This window comes from Alteraurantiacibacter aestuarii (assembly GCF_009827405.1).
Taxonomy (GTDB): Bacteria; Pseudomonadota; Alphaproteobacteria; order Sphingomonadales; family Sphingomonadaceae; genus Alteraurantiacibacter; species Alteraurantiacibacter aestuarii.
Window position 1 is genome coordinate 469992 of record NZ_WTYY01000001.1, and the last position, 17613, is coordinate 487604.

The 17613-nt window shown below is 63.0% G+C and carries 24 protein-coding genes; 17 read left to right on the forward strand and 7 right to left on the reverse strand.

Going from position 1 to position 17613, the window contains the following annotated elements:
• Positions 1-73 precede the first annotated feature (73 nt).
• From hisH to pal, 13 genes are all read left to right on the forward strand, one after another.
• Entirely contained in the window at positions 74-706 is a 633-nt protein-coding gene (hisH, locus tag GRI32_RS02315; RefSeq protein ID WP_160589491.1) for an imidazole glycerol phosphate synthase subunit HisH, read from the forward strand.
• Positions 703-1431 carry a 1-(5-phosphoribosyl)-5-[(5-phosphoribosylamino)methylideneamino]imidazole-4-carboxamide isomerase gene (hisA, locus tag GRI32_RS02320; protein ID WP_160589492.1) on the forward strand — a complete coding sequence of 243 codons (729 nt, stop codon included), beginning with the start codon at positions 703-705 and terminating at the stop codon, positions 1429-1431. Before hisH ends, hisA begins: the two co-directional genes overlap by 4 nt.
• 13 nt (positions 1432-1444) lie before the next feature.
• Positions 1445-1660, forward strand: coding sequence for a hypothetical protein (locus GRI32_RS02325; protein WP_160589493.1), 216 nt, complete (start codon positions 1445-1447; stop codon positions 1658-1660).
• Entirely contained in the window at positions 1657-2415 is a 759-nt protein-coding gene (hisF, locus tag GRI32_RS02330) for an imidazole glycerol phosphate synthase subunit HisF (protein ID WP_160589494.1), read from the forward strand. Before GRI32_RS02325 ends, hisF begins: the two co-directional genes overlap by 4 nt.
• Before the next feature lie 84 nt (positions 2416-2499).
• On the forward strand, positions 2500-2691 hold the full coding sequence (locus GRI32_RS02335) for a PEP-CTERM sorting domain-containing protein (RefSeq protein WP_160589495.1): 192 nt from the start codon (positions 2500-2502) through the stop codon (positions 2689-2691).
• Positions 2692-2745: 54 nt separating this feature from the next.
• Positions 2746-3060, forward strand: a complete 315-nt coding sequence (locus tag GRI32_RS02340) for a phosphoribosyl-ATP diphosphatase (protein ID WP_160589496.1) — start codon at positions 2746-2748, stop codon at positions 3058-3060.
• Positions 3060-3437: a histidine triad nucleotide-binding protein gene (locus GRI32_RS02345; protein WP_160589497.1), complete on the forward strand. Its 378-nt coding sequence runs from the start codon at positions 3060-3062 to the stop codon at positions 3435-3437. Before GRI32_RS02340 ends, GRI32_RS02345 begins: the two co-directional genes overlap by 1 nt.
• Positions 3438-3516: 79 nt before the next feature.
• Positions 3517-3972 carry a YbgC/FadM family acyl-CoA thioesterase gene (locus GRI32_RS02350; protein WP_160589498.1) on the forward strand — a complete coding sequence of 152 codons (456 nt, stop codon included), beginning with the start codon at positions 3517-3519 and terminating at the stop codon, positions 3970-3972.
• Entirely contained in the window at positions 3969-4673 is a 705-nt protein-coding gene (gene tolQ / locus GRI32_RS02355) for a protein TolQ (protein ID WP_160589499.1), read from the forward strand. The genes GRI32_RS02350 and tolQ overlap by 4 nt, the downstream gene beginning before the upstream one ends.
• Complete coding sequence (locus tag GRI32_RS02360) at positions 4673-5119, forward strand: ExbD/TolR family protein (RefSeq protein ID WP_160589500.1); 447 nt, start codon at positions 4673-4675, stop codon at positions 5117-5119. The genes tolQ and GRI32_RS02360 overlap by 1 nt, the downstream gene beginning before the upstream one ends.
• Positions 5120-5131: 12 nt before the next feature.
• Positions 5132-5956 carry a TonB C-terminal domain-containing protein gene (locus GRI32_RS02365; protein ID WP_160589501.1) on the forward strand — a complete coding sequence of 275 codons (825 nt, stop codon included), beginning with the start codon at positions 5132-5134 and terminating at the stop codon, positions 5954-5956.
• Positions 5956-7341, forward strand: a complete 1386-nt coding sequence (gene tolB, locus GRI32_RS02370) for a Tol-Pal system beta propeller repeat protein TolB (protein ID WP_160589502.1) — start codon at positions 5956-5958, stop codon at positions 7339-7341. The genes GRI32_RS02365 and tolB overlap by 1 nt, the downstream gene beginning before the upstream one ends.
• Before the next feature lie 59 nt (positions 7342-7400).
• Entirely contained in the window at positions 7401-7922 is a 522-nt protein-coding gene (gene pal / locus GRI32_RS02375) for a peptidoglycan-associated lipoprotein Pal (RefSeq protein WP_160589503.1), read from the forward strand.
• On the opposite strand, the gene GRI32_RS02380 is transcribed toward pal, so the two are convergent.
• Positions 7923-8132, reverse strand: a complete 210-nt coding sequence (locus tag GRI32_RS02380) for a hypothetical protein (protein ID WP_160589504.1) — start codon at positions 8130-8132, stop codon at positions 7923-7925.
• A gap of 169 nt (positions 8133-8301) precedes the next feature.
• Here GRI32_RS02380 and GRI32_RS02385 point away from each other — a divergent pair, with 169 nt between their 5' ends.
• Together GRI32_RS02385 and GRI32_RS02390 are read left to right on the forward strand one after the other, a co-directional pair.
• Positions 8302-8835 carry a J domain-containing protein gene (locus tag GRI32_RS02385; RefSeq protein WP_160589505.1) on the forward strand — a complete coding sequence of 178 codons (534 nt, stop codon included), beginning with the start codon at positions 8302-8304 and terminating at the stop codon, positions 8833-8835.
• Positions 8823-9884 (forward strand): alpha/beta hydrolase family protein, encoded by a 1062-nt coding sequence (locus tag GRI32_RS02390; protein ID WP_160589506.1) that lies wholly within the window; start codon positions 8823-8825, stop codon positions 9882-9884. Before GRI32_RS02385 ends, GRI32_RS02390 begins: the two co-directional genes overlap by 13 nt.
• Positions 9885-9992: 108 nt before the next feature.
• Here GRI32_RS02390 and GRI32_RS10665 read toward each other — a convergent pair whose 3' ends face one another.
• A complete protein-coding gene (locus GRI32_RS10665) occupies positions 9993-10871 on the reverse strand; it encodes a hypothetical protein (protein ID WP_237437322.1) in 879 nt (292 codons plus the stop codon).
• Between the two features lie 257 nt (positions 10872-11128).
• Positions 11129-12544: an SLC13 family permease gene (locus tag GRI32_RS02400; RefSeq protein WP_160589507.1), complete on the reverse strand. Its 1416-nt coding sequence runs from the start codon at positions 12542-12544 to the stop codon at positions 11129-11131.
• A 25-nt stretch (positions 12545-12569) separates the two neighbouring features.
• On the opposite strand from GRI32_RS02400, the gene GRI32_RS02405 reads away from it, so the two are divergent.
• The gene (locus GRI32_RS02405) at positions 12570-12995 is read left to right on the forward strand and encodes a VOC family protein (protein WP_337190130.1); all 426 of its coding nucleotides are present in this window, start codon (positions 12570-12572) and stop codon (positions 12993-12995) included.
• A 12-nt stretch (positions 12996-13007) separates the two neighbouring features.
• On the opposite strand, the gene GRI32_RS02410 is transcribed toward GRI32_RS02405, so the two are convergent.
• From GRI32_RS02410 to pdeM, 3 genes are all read right to left on the reverse strand, one after another.
• On the reverse strand, positions 13008-14279 hold the full coding sequence (locus GRI32_RS02410; protein ID WP_160589508.1) for a hypothetical protein: 1272 nt from the start codon (positions 14277-14279) through the stop codon (positions 13008-13010).
• Positions 14280-14392: 113 nt separating this feature from the next.
• Positions 14393-14911, reverse strand: coding sequence for a translation initiation factor IF-3 (gene infC / locus GRI32_RS02415; RefSeq protein ID WP_160589509.1), 519 nt, complete (start codon positions 14909-14911; stop codon positions 14393-14395).
• A 95-nt stretch (positions 14912-15006) separates the two neighbouring features.
• Positions 15007-15747 carry a ligase-associated DNA damage response endonuclease PdeM gene (pdeM, locus tag GRI32_RS02420; RefSeq protein WP_160589510.1) on the reverse strand — a complete coding sequence of 247 codons (741 nt, stop codon included), beginning with the start codon at positions 15745-15747 and terminating at the stop codon, positions 15007-15009.
• Between the two features lie 45 nt (positions 15748-15792).
• On the opposite strand from pdeM, the gene hemF reads away from it, so the two are divergent.
• On the forward strand, positions 15793-16647 hold the full coding sequence (gene hemF, locus GRI32_RS02425) for an oxygen-dependent coproporphyrinogen oxidase (protein ID WP_160589511.1): 855 nt from the start codon (positions 15793-15795) through the stop codon (positions 16645-16647).
• A gap of 60 nt (positions 16648-16707) precedes the next feature.
• Here the strand turns inward: hemF and GRI32_RS02430 are convergent, their stop codons facing one another.
• Positions 16708-17583, reverse strand: coding sequence for a hypothetical protein (locus tag GRI32_RS02430; protein WP_160589512.1), 876 nt, complete (start codon positions 17581-17583; stop codon positions 16708-16710).
• Positions 17584-17613: the final 30 nt, after the last annotated feature.

The window sequence follows — 17613 nt, forward strand, 5'->3', positions numbered from 1 at the left end:
GCCCGCAACGGGGGCAGCTGGCCTGCCCGCAAAGTGAGGACCGCGCGCCCGGATGGGCGTGCGCAAAACCAATATGTCTGAAGCAATTGCGCTGATCGATTACGGCGCTGGCAATCTGCACTCGGTCCATAATGCGCTGAAAGCTGCGGGGGCCGGGCATATCGCCGTTACCGCCGATCCCGATATCGTGCGCGGTGCGCGGCGCATCGTGCTGCCCGGCGTGGGCGCTTTCTCGGCATGCAGGAACGGCCTGTGGTCCATTCCCGGCATGGTCGAGGCGCTGGAGGAGCGGGTGATCCGCGGCGGCGTGCCGTTCCTGGGCATTTGCGTGGGCATGCAATTGCTCGCCACGCGCGGTCTGGAACATGGCGAAACGCCGGGTCTGGGCTGGATTCCTGGTGACGTGAAACGGATCGAACGCACCGATCCGCGCATCAAGGTGCCGCATATGGGGTGGAACGATGTCGCCCTGACCGCGCACAAGGGTGCGGCGGACCTGATCGAGGAGGGCGAGGCCTATTTCCTCCATTCCTATCACTTCGTGCCCGATGACGGCCATCACGTGGCTGCCATGACCGATCACGGCGGCGGCATCGTGGCCGCAGTGGCGCGAGACAACTTGCTGGGCGTGCAATTCCACCCGGAAAAAAGCCAGGCATACGGGCTGGCACTGCTCGCCCGCTTTCTTGAATGGGACCCGCAATGATCGTTTTCCCTGCCATCGATCTGAAAGGCGGCCAGGTCGTGCGTCTTGCCGAAGGCGATATGAACCGCGCCACCGTCTATGGTGACAATCCCGCCGCGCAGTCGCTGATCTTTGCCGAGGCGGGCGCGCAGCACCTGCACGTGGTCGATCTGGACGGCAGCTTTGCCGGGCGGGCGGAAAACCGTGAGGCCGTGGAAGCGATTATCGAGACTTTTCCCGGATACGTGCAACTGGGCGGCGGCATTCGTACGCCTGAGGCCGTGGAGGGCTGGTTCAACCTTGGCGTTGCCCGCGTGGTGATGGGCACGGCAGCACTGAAGGACCCCGATTTCGTCAAGGCCATGGCGCGCGAATGGGAAGATGGCATCGTTGTCGCCGTTGATGCGCGCGATGGCATGGTGGCGACCGAGGGCTGGGCCGAAGTGTCCAACGTGCCCGTGGTCGATATGGCCCGCCGCTTTGAAGATGCCGGCGTTGCCAGCCTGCTGTTCACCGACATTGGCCGCGACGGCATGCTGAAGGGCTGCAACGTAGAGGCCACGGTGGATCTGGCGCGCAGCGTGGATATTCCGGTTATCGCCAGCGGCGGCGTGAAGGGGCTGGATGATATCCGCATGCTGGCGCTTCATGCCAATGACGGGATCGAAGGGGTGATTACCGGCCGCGCATTGTTTGAAGGGCGGCTGGACCTGGCAACAGCGATCGCCATGGCGCAAAGAGCATGAGGAAGCGGGCATAATGGCATATCTTGGCGCAATCATCTTGGCCGGCGTGATGCTCTATGCGCTGTATTCGGTGTTCACCGGCGCGCGGGACCGGCGGTTCAACTATTTCGGCAAGACGATCACACTGGATGAGCATCCGTGGGTGTATTTTCTGATGATGGCAGTGCTGATCGTGGCCCTGCTGATGGGCGCGCGCGCCTTGCCGCTGTTTCTGGTGTCGATCCTGTGACCGTCCGCATCCGCGTGATCCCCTGTCTCGACGTGGCCGATGGCCGCGTGGTCAAGGGCGTCAATTTCGTAGACCTCAAGGATGCTGGAGATCCGGTGGAGCAGGCGCAGGCCTATGATGCCGCCGGTGCGGATGAGCTGTGTTTTCTGGATATCTCCGCCAGCCACGAAGGGCGCGGCACGCTGCTGGATATCGTCCGGCGCACGGCGGAAGTGTGCTTCATGCCCGTTACCGTGGGCGGCGGCGTGCGCACGGTAGAGGACGCGCGCGCGCTGCTGCTGGCGGGCGCGGACAAGGTGGCAGTCAATTCCGCCGCCGTTACTCGTCCCGAAGTGATCGGCGAAATTGCCGAGAAGATGGGCAGCCAGTGCGTGGTCGCCAGCGTCGATGCGCGCTGGGTGCACGATCACTGGGAAATCTTCACCCATGGCGGCCGGCGCGAAACTGGCATTGATGCGGTGGAACACGCCATCCGCATGGCCGAACTTGGCGCGGGCGAGCTGCTGGTCACATCGATGGACGGCGACGGCACGCAGCGCGGCTATGACCTCAAGCTCACCCGCACCATCGCCGATGCGGTCTCCGTGCCGGTGATCGCCAGTGGCGGGGTGGGCAATTTGCAGCATCTGGTGGAAGGCGTGACGCAGGGCCATGCCAGCGCGGTATTGGCGGCGTCGATCTTCCACTTCGGCACGCATTCCATTGCCGAGGCGCATGCAGCCTTGCGTGCCGCGGGCCTGCCCGCACGCAGCTAGGACTTTTAGCGGCATCGGTGCCATCGCGGGACGTTAACACACTGCCGATTGCGTCAGGGCGGCGCGGGGCAGAGGGGCACTCGCATGCTTGCCCGTATCCTCCTTGTTCTGGCCCTGTGCCTGGTACTCGTCAGCGCGCCTGCGGCAGCTGCCAGTGGCAGCGCGCAGGTTCCCGAAGGATCGAGCCTCACCTTGTTCGCACTGGGTCTGGCAGGCCTGATCATCGGCCGCCGTTTCGCGGTGAAGCGCGACAAGGACGATGGCGCCGATCAGTAGGGCGTCTTGACTGTCTGTCTTGACTGCGGCGCGGCTAGCTCGCATCCCGCCAGCATGGATATACTGACCCATCTCGAAGCCGTGATCGCTGAGCGCATCACCGCCGCGCCCAAGGATAGCTATGTCGCCAGCCTCAATGCGCGCGGCCTGCCGGTCATCGCCCGCAAGCTGGGTGAGGAAGGCGTTGAAGCCGCCATCGCGCTGCTTTCCGGCAGTGACGAGGATCTGGTGGGCGAGGCAGCCGACATCATCTTCCACCTGCTGGTGGCGCTGAATGCCCGCGGCCTGTCTCTGGCCGATGTCCGCGCCGAGCTTGAACGCCGCGAAGGGGTGTCGGGACTGGCGGAAAAGGCATCACGGAGCGAGTGATGGCGATCGATCCCACGCAGCCTTACGATCCGGCGAATATCTTTGCGAAAATCCTGCGCGGGGAGATTACCTGCAACAAGGTGTTCGAGGATGAGCATGCGCTCGCCTTTCACGATATTGCCCCGCAGGCGCCGGTCCATGTGCTGGTGATCCCCAAGGGCGCCTATGTCAGCTGGGACGATTTTGCCGCCACGGCCTCCGACCGGGAAATTGCCGGTTTCATCCGCGCGGTGGCCACGGTGGCGCGCGATCTGGACCTGGTGCAGCCGGGCTATCGCCTGCTGGCCAATGTGGGCGCAAACGGCGGGCAGGAAGTGCCGCATCTGCATGTGCACCTGTTTGGCGGCAGGCCGCTGGGCCGGATGATTTCGGGCTGAATCAGCCCCCGGGAAGTGGTGGGCAGGGCAATTGCCGCTTGCCGCATGACTCCGCCCGCCGCTAATGCGGCCAGCGGAGATGGAAAAGTATCCGCAACCCGATGATGGCTGCTTTCGTGGCCAGCAGCACCTGTTTCCGGTGCGTGTCTATTATGAAGACACGGACCTGTCCGGCGTGGTTTATCACGCCAACTATCTGAAATTCTGCGAACGGGCCCGGTCCAGCCTGTTGCGCCTGCTGGGGATAGACCAGCGCGCGGCGGCGGATGCGGGTGAGGGCAACTATGCCGTGGCAGAGGCCAATATTCGCTATTTCGCGCCCGCCCGGCTGGATGATTCACTTGTCGTTCAAACGCGATGTGTGGAACTGCGGGCCGCCAGCGTGCGTTTGGCGCAGGATGTTCTGCGGGGGGAGGATCTGCTGGTGCAAATCAATATTCGTGTCGGCTTTGTTTCCCCCACCGGCCGTCCGCGCCGCCAGCCCGATGGCTGGCGCGCTGCCTTCGATCAATTCTTTGCGAAAGATAATGCATGACCACGCTCGATCTCCTTGCTGCCGGCAGTGCAATTGCCCCCACGCGGCTTGATCCGCTGCAACTGTTTCTTGATGCCGATATTGTCGTCCGGCTGGTGATTCTTGGCCTCGTGCTGGCCTCCGTCTGGGTGTGGACGATCATTTTTTCCTTCTCGCTGCGGATCGGGCGGCTCAAGCGCTCGTCAGCCAAATTCGAGCAGGAATTCTGGACCTCTGACGAGCCAGAGAACCTGATTTCGCGCGCCAAGGCAGACAATGCATCGGGCCGCGTGGCTGCCGCAGGACTTTCCGAACTGCGCCGCTCGACCAAGTCAGGGCTGAAGGATCGCCCTGCCGCGATGGGCCGCATTGCGCAGGCGATGGAAGGTCAGGCCGCGGTTGAGGCAGACAAGCTGGCGGAGCGGCTGAATTTCCTTGCGACCACCGGATCGGTCGCGCCCTTCATCGGCCTGTTCGGCACCGTCTGGGGCATCATGAACAGCTTCTTCCAGATCGGCATGCAGCAGAACAGCTCGCTCGCCGTGGTGGCGCCGGGCATTTCGGAGGCGCTGTTCGCCACCGCCATCGGCCTGTTCGCCGCCATTCCCGCAGTGATCGCCTACAACCGTTTCTCCAACGTTGTGAACGGCTTTGAAGCCCGTCTGCAGCGCTTTGCCGACCGTGTGCATGCCAACATTGGCCGCGAGATGGAAAACAGCTGATGGCGATGGGTCTGCACGCCTCTTCCCGGCGCGGGCGCTCCAGCCGCCGCGCACCGATGGCGGAAATCAACGTCACCCCGTTTGTGGACGTGATGCTGGTGCTGCTGATCATCTTCATGGTCACTGCCCCGCTACTGGCCAGCGGCGTCCCGGTGGAATTGCCCGAAAGCCGGGCCAATCCGCTGGATCAGGAACCCGATCAGGTGACCATCGCAATCGATGAGGCCGGCTTCATCTATATCGATGATGTGCCGGTGGAGCGCGGCGGTCTGCCCGATGCGCTCGACTCGGTGATGGCCAGCGTTGCCGGGGAGCCGCCGCTGGTGACCCTGCGCGCCGACCGCCAGCTCGATTACGGCAGGGTGATGGCTGTGATGGGCGAGTTGAACCGCGCGGGTTTCAATACGATATCGCTGGTCACCAGCGGTTCAGCAAACGCGCCATAGGCGACGATTTGTATGGCCACTCTCGCCAATCTTTCCCGTGAAGAGAAACTCGGCCTTCTGGTCGCAGGCGCAGCGCACGTTGCCCTGGCCGTGGCGCTGATGCTGCAGGATGATAGCCGCGCGCCCTATGAACCGCCGCAGCGCATCGATGTGAGCCTGGCAACTGATGTCAGCCTGACATCCACAGCCCCCGATCCCAGTGCCGAACCGGCCGCATCGATGGCGCCCGAAATATCCGACCAGCCGGTTCCCGATCCTGCGCCGATCATGGAAGTGACCCCGCCGCGCCCCGTCCCCGATCCGCCAAAGCCGCCGCCCGTCCAGCGTACCACGCCGCAGCGCACAGAGCGCACGGTGACACGCCCGACCCCCACGCCCACGCCGCGCGCCACGCAGACACAGGCGCCGCGCCCTCAGCCGCGCCCTCAGCCCACAAGCCAGGCGACACGGATGAACGATCAGTTCCTGCAGGGCATGAGCGATGCCAGCGGCGACAGCGGCTCGCCAGCGCGCACGGTGGGACCGGCAGAGCAGGCTTCGATCGGTCAGGCGATCATCCGCCAGCTCAAGCCGCACTGGAATCCGCCTTCTGGCGTGGATGTGGAACGACTTGTCACCGTGCTGCGTTTCCGGCTTAATGAAGACGGGAGCCTTGCAGGCAATCCCGAAGTTGTACGCCAGACCGGCGTGACAGACAGCAATCGGGCGCAGGCCGGTCGCCATGCTGAACAGGCTGTTCGCGCCGTACGCCTGGCATCGCCCTTCCGTTTGCCGGAGGAATATTATTCCGGCTGGCGGGTTGTGACATCGAATTTCGACAACAGGTTGGCCCAATAATGCTCAGATTCGCTCTCGCCTTTCTCGTCTCCGGCCTTGGCCTGTCTGTCGCCGCGCCAGTCGTTGCTCAGGAACTGAGCCTGCCTCCTGTGGAGCAGGCAGAGGGGTTCGATGCCGAGGAAGGTATCTCTGTCACCGTCACTGCGGACGCATGGCAGGACCTGGGCATTGCCATCCCCGCCTTTGCCACCAATGAGGACGTATCCACCCCCGCCAATGCCAATGGCACGGGCGCGCTGGGTCAGGAACTGGCGCGCGTTGTCTTCAACGATCTGCGCAACAATGGCCTGTTCCGTCCGGTTGGCCCCGATGCCCTGCCGCGCCCCACCTATCCGCAGATTACTGCACCGGCCTATGCCACATGGCGCGGACGCTCGGCAGAAATGCTGGTGCATGGCTATGTGCGCGCAAATGCCGACGGGCGGCTGACGGTTGGCTGCTATCTGTACGATGTGATCCTGCAGGATGAGCTGGTGCGCGAGGGCTGGGTGGTCCAGCCCGCAGAATGGCGCCGCGCCGCGCATAAATGCGCAGATCTGATCTATTCACGCCTGTCGGGGGAAAGCCCCTTCTTTGACAGCCGCATCGCCTATATCGCCGAAACCGGACCCAAGGATAACCGCACCAAGCGGCTCGCCATCATGGATAGTGACGGGGCCAACCACCGCTTCATCACCAATGGCCAGTCCACCGCGCTGACGCCGCGCTATTCGCCCGATTATTCGAAGATCGCCTATCTCTCCTACCAGGACGGCAATCCGCGCATCTATGTGTATGATGTGGACAGCGGGCGGCAGACGCTGGTGACGCAGAGCAGCAATCCGACCTTCGCGCCGCGCTGGAGCCCGGACGGGCGCTATATTCTCTATTCGATGGCGGTGGCGGGCAATACCGATATCTACCGCGTTCCTGCCACCGGCGGCACGCCTTTGCGGCTGACCGATTCACCGGGCATCGATGTGGGCGGTTCCTATTCGCCCGATGGCAGCAAGATCGTGTTCGAAAGCGATCGTTCGGGCACGCAGCAGGTCTATATAATGGACGCTGACGGCCGCAATGCGCGCCGCATCACCTTCTTCTCTGGCCGCGCCGGCACTCCTGAATGGAGCCCGCGCGGGGACCAGATTGCCTTCACCCACATCGTTGGCGATTTTCATATTGCGGTGATGAATACCGACGGGCGTAACATGCGCACCCTGACCAATGGCTGGCAGGACGAGGCCCCCACATGGGCTCCCAACGGACGCATCATCCAGTTCTTCCGTACTGAGCGGGGCTCAGGCGAAACCTCCATCTGGCAGGTCGATCTGACCGGCGAGAATGAGCGCCGCCTGCAAACCCCAGTGGGAGCGTCAGATCCGGCTTGGGGACCGGTTTTGCCGTAACTTCGTTGTTTCCCTGTAGGGTCCAAAAATCACCACATCCTTTTTTGGAGGAGTCTGAAATGCAACGTCATGCCGTCATTCTCGCAGCTACCAGTATTCTGGCTCTGTCTGCCTGTTCGAAGAAGGCTCCGGAGGAACTTCCACCGCCGCCCGTAGCCACCGCCCCGGCACCCGCTCCGGCACCCGCACCCGCACCTGCTCCCACCGGCCCCGTTGCCGGAAGCCAGGCGCATTTCTCGCAGGCCATGGCTGGCCGCGACGTGATCCTGTTCGATACCGATCGCTTCAATATCGATAGTGAGGATGCAGTGGCTCTTCGCGCCCAGGCCGAATATCTGCTGCAATACACCAACGCGCGCGCCACCGTTGAAGGCCATGCCGACGAACGCGGGACGCGTGATTACAACCTTGCTCTGGGTGAGCGCCGCGCCAATGCGGCCAAGAATTACCTGGTCAGCCTGGGTGTTGCGGACAACCGCCTGCGCACGGTCAGCTATGGTGAGGAACGTCCGGCTGCAACCGGATCGAACGAAGGTGCATGGGCCCGCAACCGCCGCGCGGTTACGGTCATGATCAACTGATCATTCGCTGATAAGAGGCCCGAAGAATGCTTGGGCCGGGACATAGTGTCCGATGGCGGGCGCGGAGGCTTGGGCTTTCGCGCCCGTCATTTGTCCGCCAACCATCTGGCCATGGTCACCAGCCGCAGCGGGTTGCGCCGTGCCAAACAGGGCGAAAGCCGACATAGCAAGGATGGAAAAGGCAGCAGAAATGGCCAGTTGCTTGCTCATGTCGATCCTCGCATAGTATCTTGGTAACTGGCAGATAGGCGCAAGAGACCGTATTGCAATGCAGCATTTTGTACGTATTTGTAACGGATGCAGTTGATTGTGAACTTGCGGTTCCAACGCTGCCTTGCGCCCCCTATAGTCCCGCAATGCTCAAAACAGGGTTAATCTGATGGCCGGTTCGCGCCGCAAAGACAATTGGGGTTTCCCCCGCTGGGGCGGCTATGCCGGCAGCCGAGAGGCTGTGAATGTGCGGATATGCGACAGGCACAATTGCAATGAACGGGGCGATTGCCCCGCGCCCAAAAGCCCCAACAGCCCCGACCGGTGGTATTTCTGCCAGAAGCACGCGGCGGAATACAACAAGGGCTGGGACTATTTCGAAGGTCTCGACAAGGAAGAGGCGGACAAGCGTGCCCGGGCCGAACAGCAGGAAAGCGCCGGCTATGCCGAGGCCCAGCACTATGGCTGGGGCGGCAGCGGAGATGGCACGCGCAGCAAGGATGAAATGCGCGCGCTGGAAGTGCTGGAGCTGGACAGCGACGTCGAATTTGAGGCGGTGAAGAAGGCATGGCGCGCCAAGGCCAAGGAAGTGCATCCCGACGTGCGCCCCGGCGATGAGGAGGCGGCCAAGGCCTTCCAGGCCTTCCAACTCGCCTATGAAGTGCTGCGCGCGGCCGAGGAAAGGCGCGAGTGGAAAGGGTGAAAGCCCGCTCGCTGGTGCTAGCCGCGACGGCCTTCTCGCTGTTCGCGGTGGTCGCTCAGGTTCAGGCCCAGGCACAGGCACAGGCACAGGCACAGGCACAGGATGCAGGAGCCCCGATCCTGCTGGAGAGGCAGGGCAGTTTCAGCGTTGGTGGCGCCGATGTTTCGGACGAGGGCGGGGCGACCCAGTCGTGTGACCACGGCTATGTTGAGTATCAGATACCGGCGGATGCGCGGGCCCTGCCGCTGTTCTTCTGGCATTCCTCCAGCACCTTCGTGTGGCAGAACCGCTGGGATATGGGGGAAGGTTTCCAGAGCCTGTTCCTGCGCCGCGGTTACCCGGTGATGTTGTGGGATGGCCCGCGCGTGGGCCGCGCGAACTGGGGTTGTGACAGCCAGACATATAACGCCATGGCCGGGCGCGATCAGCAGAACTTCACCTCCTGGCGTTTTGGTCCGGCGTGGATGGAATGGTTCGACGGCGTGCAGTTCCCCACCCACAACCGCAGCGCCTTCGATCAGGCGATGCGCGCGCGCTACGATGAATTTGACCGGCTGGAGAATATCCGGCTGGAGGCCGCCGCGGCGGTTGAGGCGTTCGGGATTATTGGCCCGTCCATCGTCGTCACATCATCGGCAGGCGGCATGCGCGCCTTGCTGGCCGCCGCACACGATGGGCAAATCGCCGCTATCGTCGCCTATGAGAACCCCGGCTTCCTGTTCCCGCCGGGCGAGGGGCCGGGCACGGCCGACAGCCCGTTTGGGCCGATGCAGGTGAGTGAGGAGGAGTTCGCCCGCCTGCTCACCATCCCCATGCAGTTTGTCTGGGGCGACAATATCGAAGCCTCCCCCGTGTGGTCCGCCAAGCTGGAGGAATGCCGCCAGTTCGTGGCGCTGATCAATGCGCGCGGGGGCAAGGCGGAGATCGTGATGCTGGAGGATGAAGGGCTGACCGGCAACACGCACATGCCCTTCGCCGATCTCAACAACCGGGAAGTCGCCGCCTTGCTCGACGACTTCCTCGCTCGTCACGGTCTGGACGGGCGCTAGGGATTTCTGCCGCCAGCCCGGCGCGCGACAGGCGTTCGCATGCTGGAAACGCAGCAACCTCCCGGCTCAGCGCCGGTTTCGGTGTTTCCCTGCGCAGGCCTGTTGCCCTTAACCGCCGATATAGCTGCCCACATATCTGCGGCCATCGGTGTGCGATGCCGAGAACACGATGATCACTTCCTCGCGATTGGGTCCTGCCAGCTCGCCCGCGAAATTGCCGGTGAAGTTGTAGGTGGTGTCGGTGATTGTGCCGCTGAACGATCCGTTGGCCGCCACCGTGCCGGTAAAGGCCAGTGCCGCCTTCTGCGTCAGCACACTGTTGACGTCCTCAAACAGCTTGATTGTACCGGCCAGGGTCGGGTCGGTCGCCGTCGGCGTGACGGTGAAAGTTGTGCTCTGGGAGACCACGATGTCGGCTGGCGTGGTGCCGCGTATACCGCCAACGGCATGGGCCAGGCCGGTGTATGTCAGTACGCTGGAAATGGCATTGGTGGTGGTGATGCGATTGGCGAACAGTGATACGCGGCGGCTGCGCAGGATACCCGGCGTGGTTCCGCTGATGATCGAATCCTTGCGCTCATAACTTGCGCGCAGAACGTGCTGGAAAGGCAATTCCAGGAACAGCGCTTCATCACCCTTAACATAGGTGCGCAGGGTGGCTGATGTGGTGGTCCGGTCAACGCCTGCAAAACTGGCTGCGGGGTTGAGATCGGTGAACGCGTAGCCAATCGATTCCGGCGAGAAGACATAATTCACCGCGCCTGCTCCGCCGCTGAGGCGTGAGGCATCGGCGAACACTTCCGCACCGCCAGTGGTGGGCGTGAAATTGCCGTAGATATAGACTAGGTTACTGATCGAGGTGAAATCCTGCGCGAAATCAATCAGCGTTGGTGCCGTTGTCGGCGTTGGCGTGGGCGAAGGTGTGGGAGTGCTGGTCGGAGTAGGCGTGGGTGTTGGCGTGGTCTTGCCGCCGCAGGATGCGACCATCGCGCTGCAGGCTGCGACGCCCAATACCAATGTGAATTTGCGGAGCACGAGACACCTATCCTTCTTCGACTGACTGATTGATCCGGATTTTTCGGAATGAACGGGTTGATAGCTGCACTGGACAATCATGGGCAAGGAGTTTCGCCTGAATGTCCCCAAGGGTCAGCACTGGCGAGCGGGAAAAGAACAAGCATCAAGGCAGGTGGCATTTGCCACGCGCAATAGCGGCGGGGCAGAACTGCCCTGCGCGTTCACGCTTATAGCAGGCCCGCCACCACCCAGCACACGCCCACGATCAGGAAAATCCCGGCGATATCCAGCATGACTCCCGCGCCCACCATGCGCGGCAAAGCGATCCTGCCGGTAGCCCAGGCGATGGCATTGGGACCGGTGCCTGCGGGCAGCATGAAGCCCCAGCTGGCGGCAAGGGCGGCGGGCAGGGCCAGCAGCAGGGGATCTCCGCCAAGCGCCGCAGCAAGGCTGGCCACCACCGGCATGATCCCGCTGGCGGTGGCGACGTTGCTGGCAAATTCGGTGACCAGCACCACCATGGCAACCAGCGCCAGCGCCACCACGATCAGCGGGACGCCCGCCAGTGGCAGCAGGGCATTGCCCAGCCATTCCGCCAGACCCGTGCGGGTCATGGCTCCGGCCAGAGCCAGTCCGCCGCCGAACATCATGATCACGCCCCACGGCGCGCGGTCGGCCTCTCTCCACACCAGCAGGCGGCGTCCGGTGCCATCGGGCAGGATGAACAGCGCGAAGCTGGCCAAAATGGCAATAGTGCCGTCGGTATAGGAATCTTCGGGCAGATATTCGGCCACCCACTGACGGGTCATCCAGGCGACAAAGGTGATCGCGATGATCGGTACCAGACGCCGTTCCGCGATTGTCCACGGCCCGTGCGGATCGATGGACTGGCGCGCCGAAGCTGCATCGAAGGGATGCAGCGCAACCTGCTGTACCTTGCTGATGATGAAGGCGGCCAGGGGTATGCCCAGCAGCACGATGGGCACGCCGAACAGCGCCCACAGGGCAAAGCTGACATCCAGCCCGATGGTCTGCCTCAGCAGCGCCACGCCAATGGCATTGGTGGGCGATCCGATGATCGTGCCAAGCCCGCCGATGCTGGCGGCAAAGGCGATGCCCATGGGCAGGGCGCCCGATAGACCCATCTTGTTTTCGTCAAATCCCGATGCCCCGCCGCCAGCCAGCACGGCCAGCGCCATCGGCATCATGATCAGCGTGGTGGAGGTGTTGGAGATGATGTTGGAAAGGATCGCCGCGGCAATCATGAAGGCCAGCAATATGCCCGATGCGCCGCCGCGATCGCCCACCAGCTTGAGGATGAACATCGCCAGCCGCCGGTGCAGCCCGGTGCGCTCTATCGCCAGCGCAATGAAGGCCCCGCCCAGCAGCAGGAACAGGATGGGTGAGTAATAATCGCCCGCCACCTCGCGCGCGGTTCCCCCGCCGCGAAAAGGCAGGACCACGAAAGGCAGCAGGGCGGTGGCCGTCAGCGGGATCGCTTCGGTCATCCACCAGGCGGCCATCCACACCACCAGCCCTGCCACATGCCACGCCTCTGTCGGCATGGTGGCAGGCGCGGGCAGCACCAGCGTGGCGGCAAAGCCAGCCAGCCCGATCCAGAATCCGATACGGCTGGCCGTCATGGCTAGCGCTTGCCCTCCCGTTGCAGTGGCTTATCATCCTACCGCACTGATTGGCGCGGGCAAGGAGCGGGTGATGAGCAAAGGCAAGGTTCTGGGGATTGGCGGTGTCTTCCTGCGTTCGGCAGACCCGGCGCGGCTGGCCGCATGGTACCGTGACAACCTTGGTTTCAACGCCACGGTCAGCGGCAGTCCCACGCCCGATGGCGAATGGACATGGCAGCAGCAGGCCGGCCACACCGTCTTCGCCGCTTTCAATGCAGACACAGATTACTGGCAAACGGACCGTCAGATGATGCTGAACCTGCGCGTTGCTGGACTGGACGATCTGGTGGAGAGCCTGGCCGCAGCCGGCATAGAGGCCACCCACCGCGAACAGATGGACGGCGTGGGATGCTTTGCCCGTATCCACGATTGTGACGGCAATCCGGTGGAGTTGTGGGAACCGGCCTGAGCGCGCCGATCGCTAACCCTGCTGCGTAACGATCCGGTATTGTGAGTCACGCGGGACATAGAGCACCGGCGGCTCGTCGCCCGGTCTGATCAGCACCTGATCGATCGGCACGGCGTCTGCTCCGCTCTGCGCCAGGAACACCTGCACCAGCCGCACGCCTTCATCGGGCACCATGTCTGCTCCAAGCTGAAAGGCCACGCGACCCGTGCGCGCCAGCCAGTCTGGCCGGCCGCCCAGCACGGCGATGGGCGGATGGACAACCTGCAGGTCCATCAATTCCGCGTTGAAGCCGACATGCGCGGGCTCGCCGCCCTCGAAGATCACCACCGGCGCAGTGCCCTGCTCCATGCCGATCGCGGCATATTCCTGCGGCATGTTATATTCGGACAGGTCGGTCTGGTTGATGGTCAGCGGGTCGATGCCCGTCAGCGCCTTCAGTCGCGACGCCATCCATTCCTGCTCTTTGGAGAAAGGCCGTTCGGCTGCATGGCTATAGCCGACATGAATCAGGAATTTTGCGTCCGGACCTGCCGCTTCCAGCGCGGCGGCAAGGTTGCGCGCCTGCGCTGCTTCACGCAGGGCGATGCTCTCGTTCGGGTTTTCCGGGCGCTCACCCGCTTGCGGGACATATTCATAGGCGACCGGCTCATACCCGGCGACCAGCACGCGGTGCAGCAAATAGGCAAAGGCCGGGTCGGCCAGATAGTAGCCATCGCCAAAGGCGGCATAATCGCGTTGCCGCACCGCATCGATCGGTGCCTTGGCCTGTTCCGGCGAATAGCAGCAGTTGGTCAGCGCCTCGGCGGCATAATGCGTATAGCCCAGCGGGCGCAGCGCTTCGGCCACATCCATGACGAAGGCCCGGTCACGCGGGTTGTCATGTGCTTCGTTGATGATGACGATGCGGGTGCGGGCTGCGTGCTCGACGATGGCTGCAATGGCTTCGCGCCGCTCCAGCGCAGCAAAGCGTGCGGCAACTTCTGCTGTCAGCGGGTCACGGCGGGAGCGGGGAATGTCACGGTCCGCCACAAAGCCGTCTAGCGAGGGGCGGAACTGCTGCCAGATGGACCGTGCCGGACTGTCTGCAGCTATGGCATCGGGATCACCGAATATGGCCAGTGCGGCAAGGTAATCGCCTTTGCCATATGCGGGGCTGAGTTCGCTGGAGATGCGCTGGAAGGTTTTATCGGCAAATGGGTCCTGCTGTGCAGCTGCTGGTTGAAACAGCAAGCTCAGCGCTGCGCCAAGCACGCCAATCGCTGCAAGTGCAGATAGACACCTCATGAAACCCTCCCCGGCAAGGCCAGCGAAAATGGTCTGCCATGCCTGAGCCGAAAATGAACGGGGCGCGATCTTGCGACCGCGCCCCTCTGGTGATTTCAAATAAGTGCGCGCCGTTACTTGGGCGACAGCACCATCAGCATCTGCCGGCCTTCGAGGCGCGGATAGGCTTCGATCTTGGCGGTTTCCGCCATGTCTTCCTGTACCCGCTTGAGCAGGTCCATGCCCAGGTGCTGGTGCGCCATTTCGCGTCCACGGAAGCGCAGCGTGACCTTCACCTTGTCGCCATTGTCGATGAACTTGTTCATCGCCCGCATCTTCACATCATAATCATGATCGTCGATGTTGGGACGCATCTTGATTTCCTTGATGTCCTGCGTCTTTTGCGTCTTGCGCGCGGCATTGGCCTTTTTCTGGGCCTCATACCGATACTTGCCGACATCGAGGAACTTGCACACGGGCGGGTCTGCGTTGGGCGAGACTTCGACCAGGTTCATGCCGACTTCGGCAGCCTGTTCGATCGCTTCTTCAGTGTACATGACGCCGATGTTCTCGCCATTTTCGTCAATGACGCGAACTTTTTCGGATTGGATGAGATGGTCGAAACGGGGGCCGGACTTGACCGGCGGCGCCATCGTGCGGCGGGGTGGACGTGGTATGGGCTATGCTCCTGTAGGTTATTTCTGGCCCCCATGTAGTGGCAAACACGGCGGCGCGCTAGGGGTGAAAGCTAGGCCTCCTTGCGCCACAGCGCGAAGCGGGCCAGCCTGCTTCCCGCAGGCACCACGGCATCGATGGCACTGGCGGGCTGCATCGCGGAAAGTATCGCCGGATCGGCTGCATTCATTCCGCCTGTCAGCGCGCCAAATGCCGGCAGGATCATCCGTCCGGACCCTTCGCCATCGCTGCTGATCACGGTGCACGGGCGGCGAATATGGCGATGGTGCACCTTCACCTGCAGGCGTGGGTGGAAATGGCCGGAAAGTTCTGGCCGTGTCTCCCCCTTCATGGCCTGATGGCGCAGGACCATTCCCGCCAGATCCAGCTCCTCCACAAAGGTGCCGCCGCACGCGGCCCGTCCTTGTGCATCCTGCCCTTCGTCATGATTGCCGGTGATCCACACCCAGTCGAGCGCGGTTGTCAGCGCGCTGAGCATGCCCGCCGCATGCGGCTCCAGCCGGGAAGCGCCCGCCGCATCATGGAAATTATCGCCCAGCGTATAGACCCGCCGTGCACCCGTTTCCTTCACCGCCAGCGCCAGCCGTTCCAGCGTTTCGCGGCTGTCATAGGGGGGCAGCATCTGCCCATGCCCGGCGAAAAAGCTCGATTTCTCAAGGTGCAGATCTGCCACCAGCAAGGCATTTTCGCGCGGCCAGAACAGCGCGCGGCCGCCTTTGGGGCTGCCCGTTTCGCCCGGCACCAGGCGGAACTCCTCCCCGCAAAAATCAAAGGCGAACGAAACAAGAACCATGCGCACCACTTGCCGCGCGCCACCTGCTTTGGCAAGAGCGCTTCCATGGAATGGAAACCTTATACCGATCAGGCGCGCAACTGGTTCGAAACCCTGCGTGACCGCATCTGCGCAGAATTTGAAGCGATCGAGCGCGAGGCAGGCAGCGATGCCAGCTTCGAGTTCACGCCGTGGGACCGCGATACCGACGATGGCACCGAAGGCGGCGGCGGTGTGCGCGGGGTGATGAAGGGCAAGGTGTTCGAGAAGGTGGGCGTCAACGTCTCCACCGTATCGGGCGAGTTTGCCCCGCAGTTCGCCGGCACGATCAACGGTGCAAGCGTTGAGCAGCCGGGCTTTACCGCCACCGGCATTTCGCTGGTTGCCCACATGGCCAATCCGCATGTCCCCGCCGTGCATATGAACACCCGCTTCCTGACCACGCAGTCCGCATGGTTCGGCGGCGGAGCGGACCTCAACCCGCCGATTGAATATGATGAGGACACCGAAGCTTTCCACGCCCGTTTCCGGGCGGCCTGTGCGGCGCATAATCCCACCTATTATGACCGGTTCAAGAAGTGGGCGGACGACTATTTCTTCATCCCCCACCGCAATGTGGCGCGCGGTGTGGGCGGCATTTTCTACGATCACCTGGAATGCGCCGATGACGCCCAGTTCCAGCGCAATTTCGCCTTCACCAGGGATGTGGGTGAGGCCTTCCTCGACAGCTTCCCGCATATCGTGCGCAAGCGCATGGGGCAGGAGTTCTCAGAAGAAGAAAAGCGCCAGCAGCTCGAATGGCGCGGACGCTATGTCGAATTCAATCTGGTCTATGACCGGGGCACGCTGTTCGGTCTGAAAACCGGCGGCAATATCGATGCGATCCTGATGAGCCTGCCGCCAGAGGTGACGTGGAGCTAGAACTTACCGTGTGGTGGGTGTCGCGGGGCAGGTGAATCCTGCTGCTCTGCTGGCTGCGGCTTATTCTTCCCGCGTGGCATCCCTGTCCATCAGGTCGCCAATGCCGCCAAGAGCCCTGTTGCCAGGTGTGTTGGCGCGGCTGCGATAAAGGCTGCGCAGGTAGGCCAGGTCGAAGCTGGTGATCCGCTCGGGTGCTTGTGCGGGATTGTCGAACAGCGCCAGGATGGTGCCATAGGCGGCATCTGCGTGCGGCGGACTGGTGCGGGCCAGCGTGCGCATGGTCACGTAATCGGCCACGGCCACGCCGTCCAATTGCGCGATTGCGCCGCTGTCGATCATCACCACGGACAGTTCCAGATCGGTCCGCGTGCCGGAATTGAGGCGCGAGATTTCGGTGGAGTCGAACACGGGTGGGCGACCCATGCGGGCCTGGCCATCGCGCGTCCGGGTGGTCACCACGTTCCATGCGCGAACGGGTCCTTCCTGCTCGGAAAGACGCTTGCTCTCCCAGAAGGACAGTCCGGAGACGAGATAATGCCTCGCCTCGCGCAGTTGATCCAGCTCATCGCGCGGATCGGCAACGAACAGCACCAGCACATTGGGCGGGCAACCCGGTTCCTCTTCCAGATCCACGCCGATTTCTTCCGCGTTGGAGTAAATCCGGTCGATGATCAGCTGCGCGCTTTCGGGGTTGAGACCCCACACGCCCGCGCAGATCGGCTGTTGAAAGCGGGCCAGCGGATCGCCGAATGCCTGGCTGCGCGGCGTGATCGCCCGCGCCTGGGCGCGAACCTCGCTGCCGTCGACGGTGCGATCCAGCCGCCCGGTCACAATGATGGAGTTGTCACCGTCCGGCGTGTCCTGCGCCGCGATCGGCGCGGCAAGCGCCAGGATGCTGGCGGCGAACAGGCATCTTGTAAGACTATATCTATGCATGGTTGCCCGCCGTGTGGTTGATTGAACTGC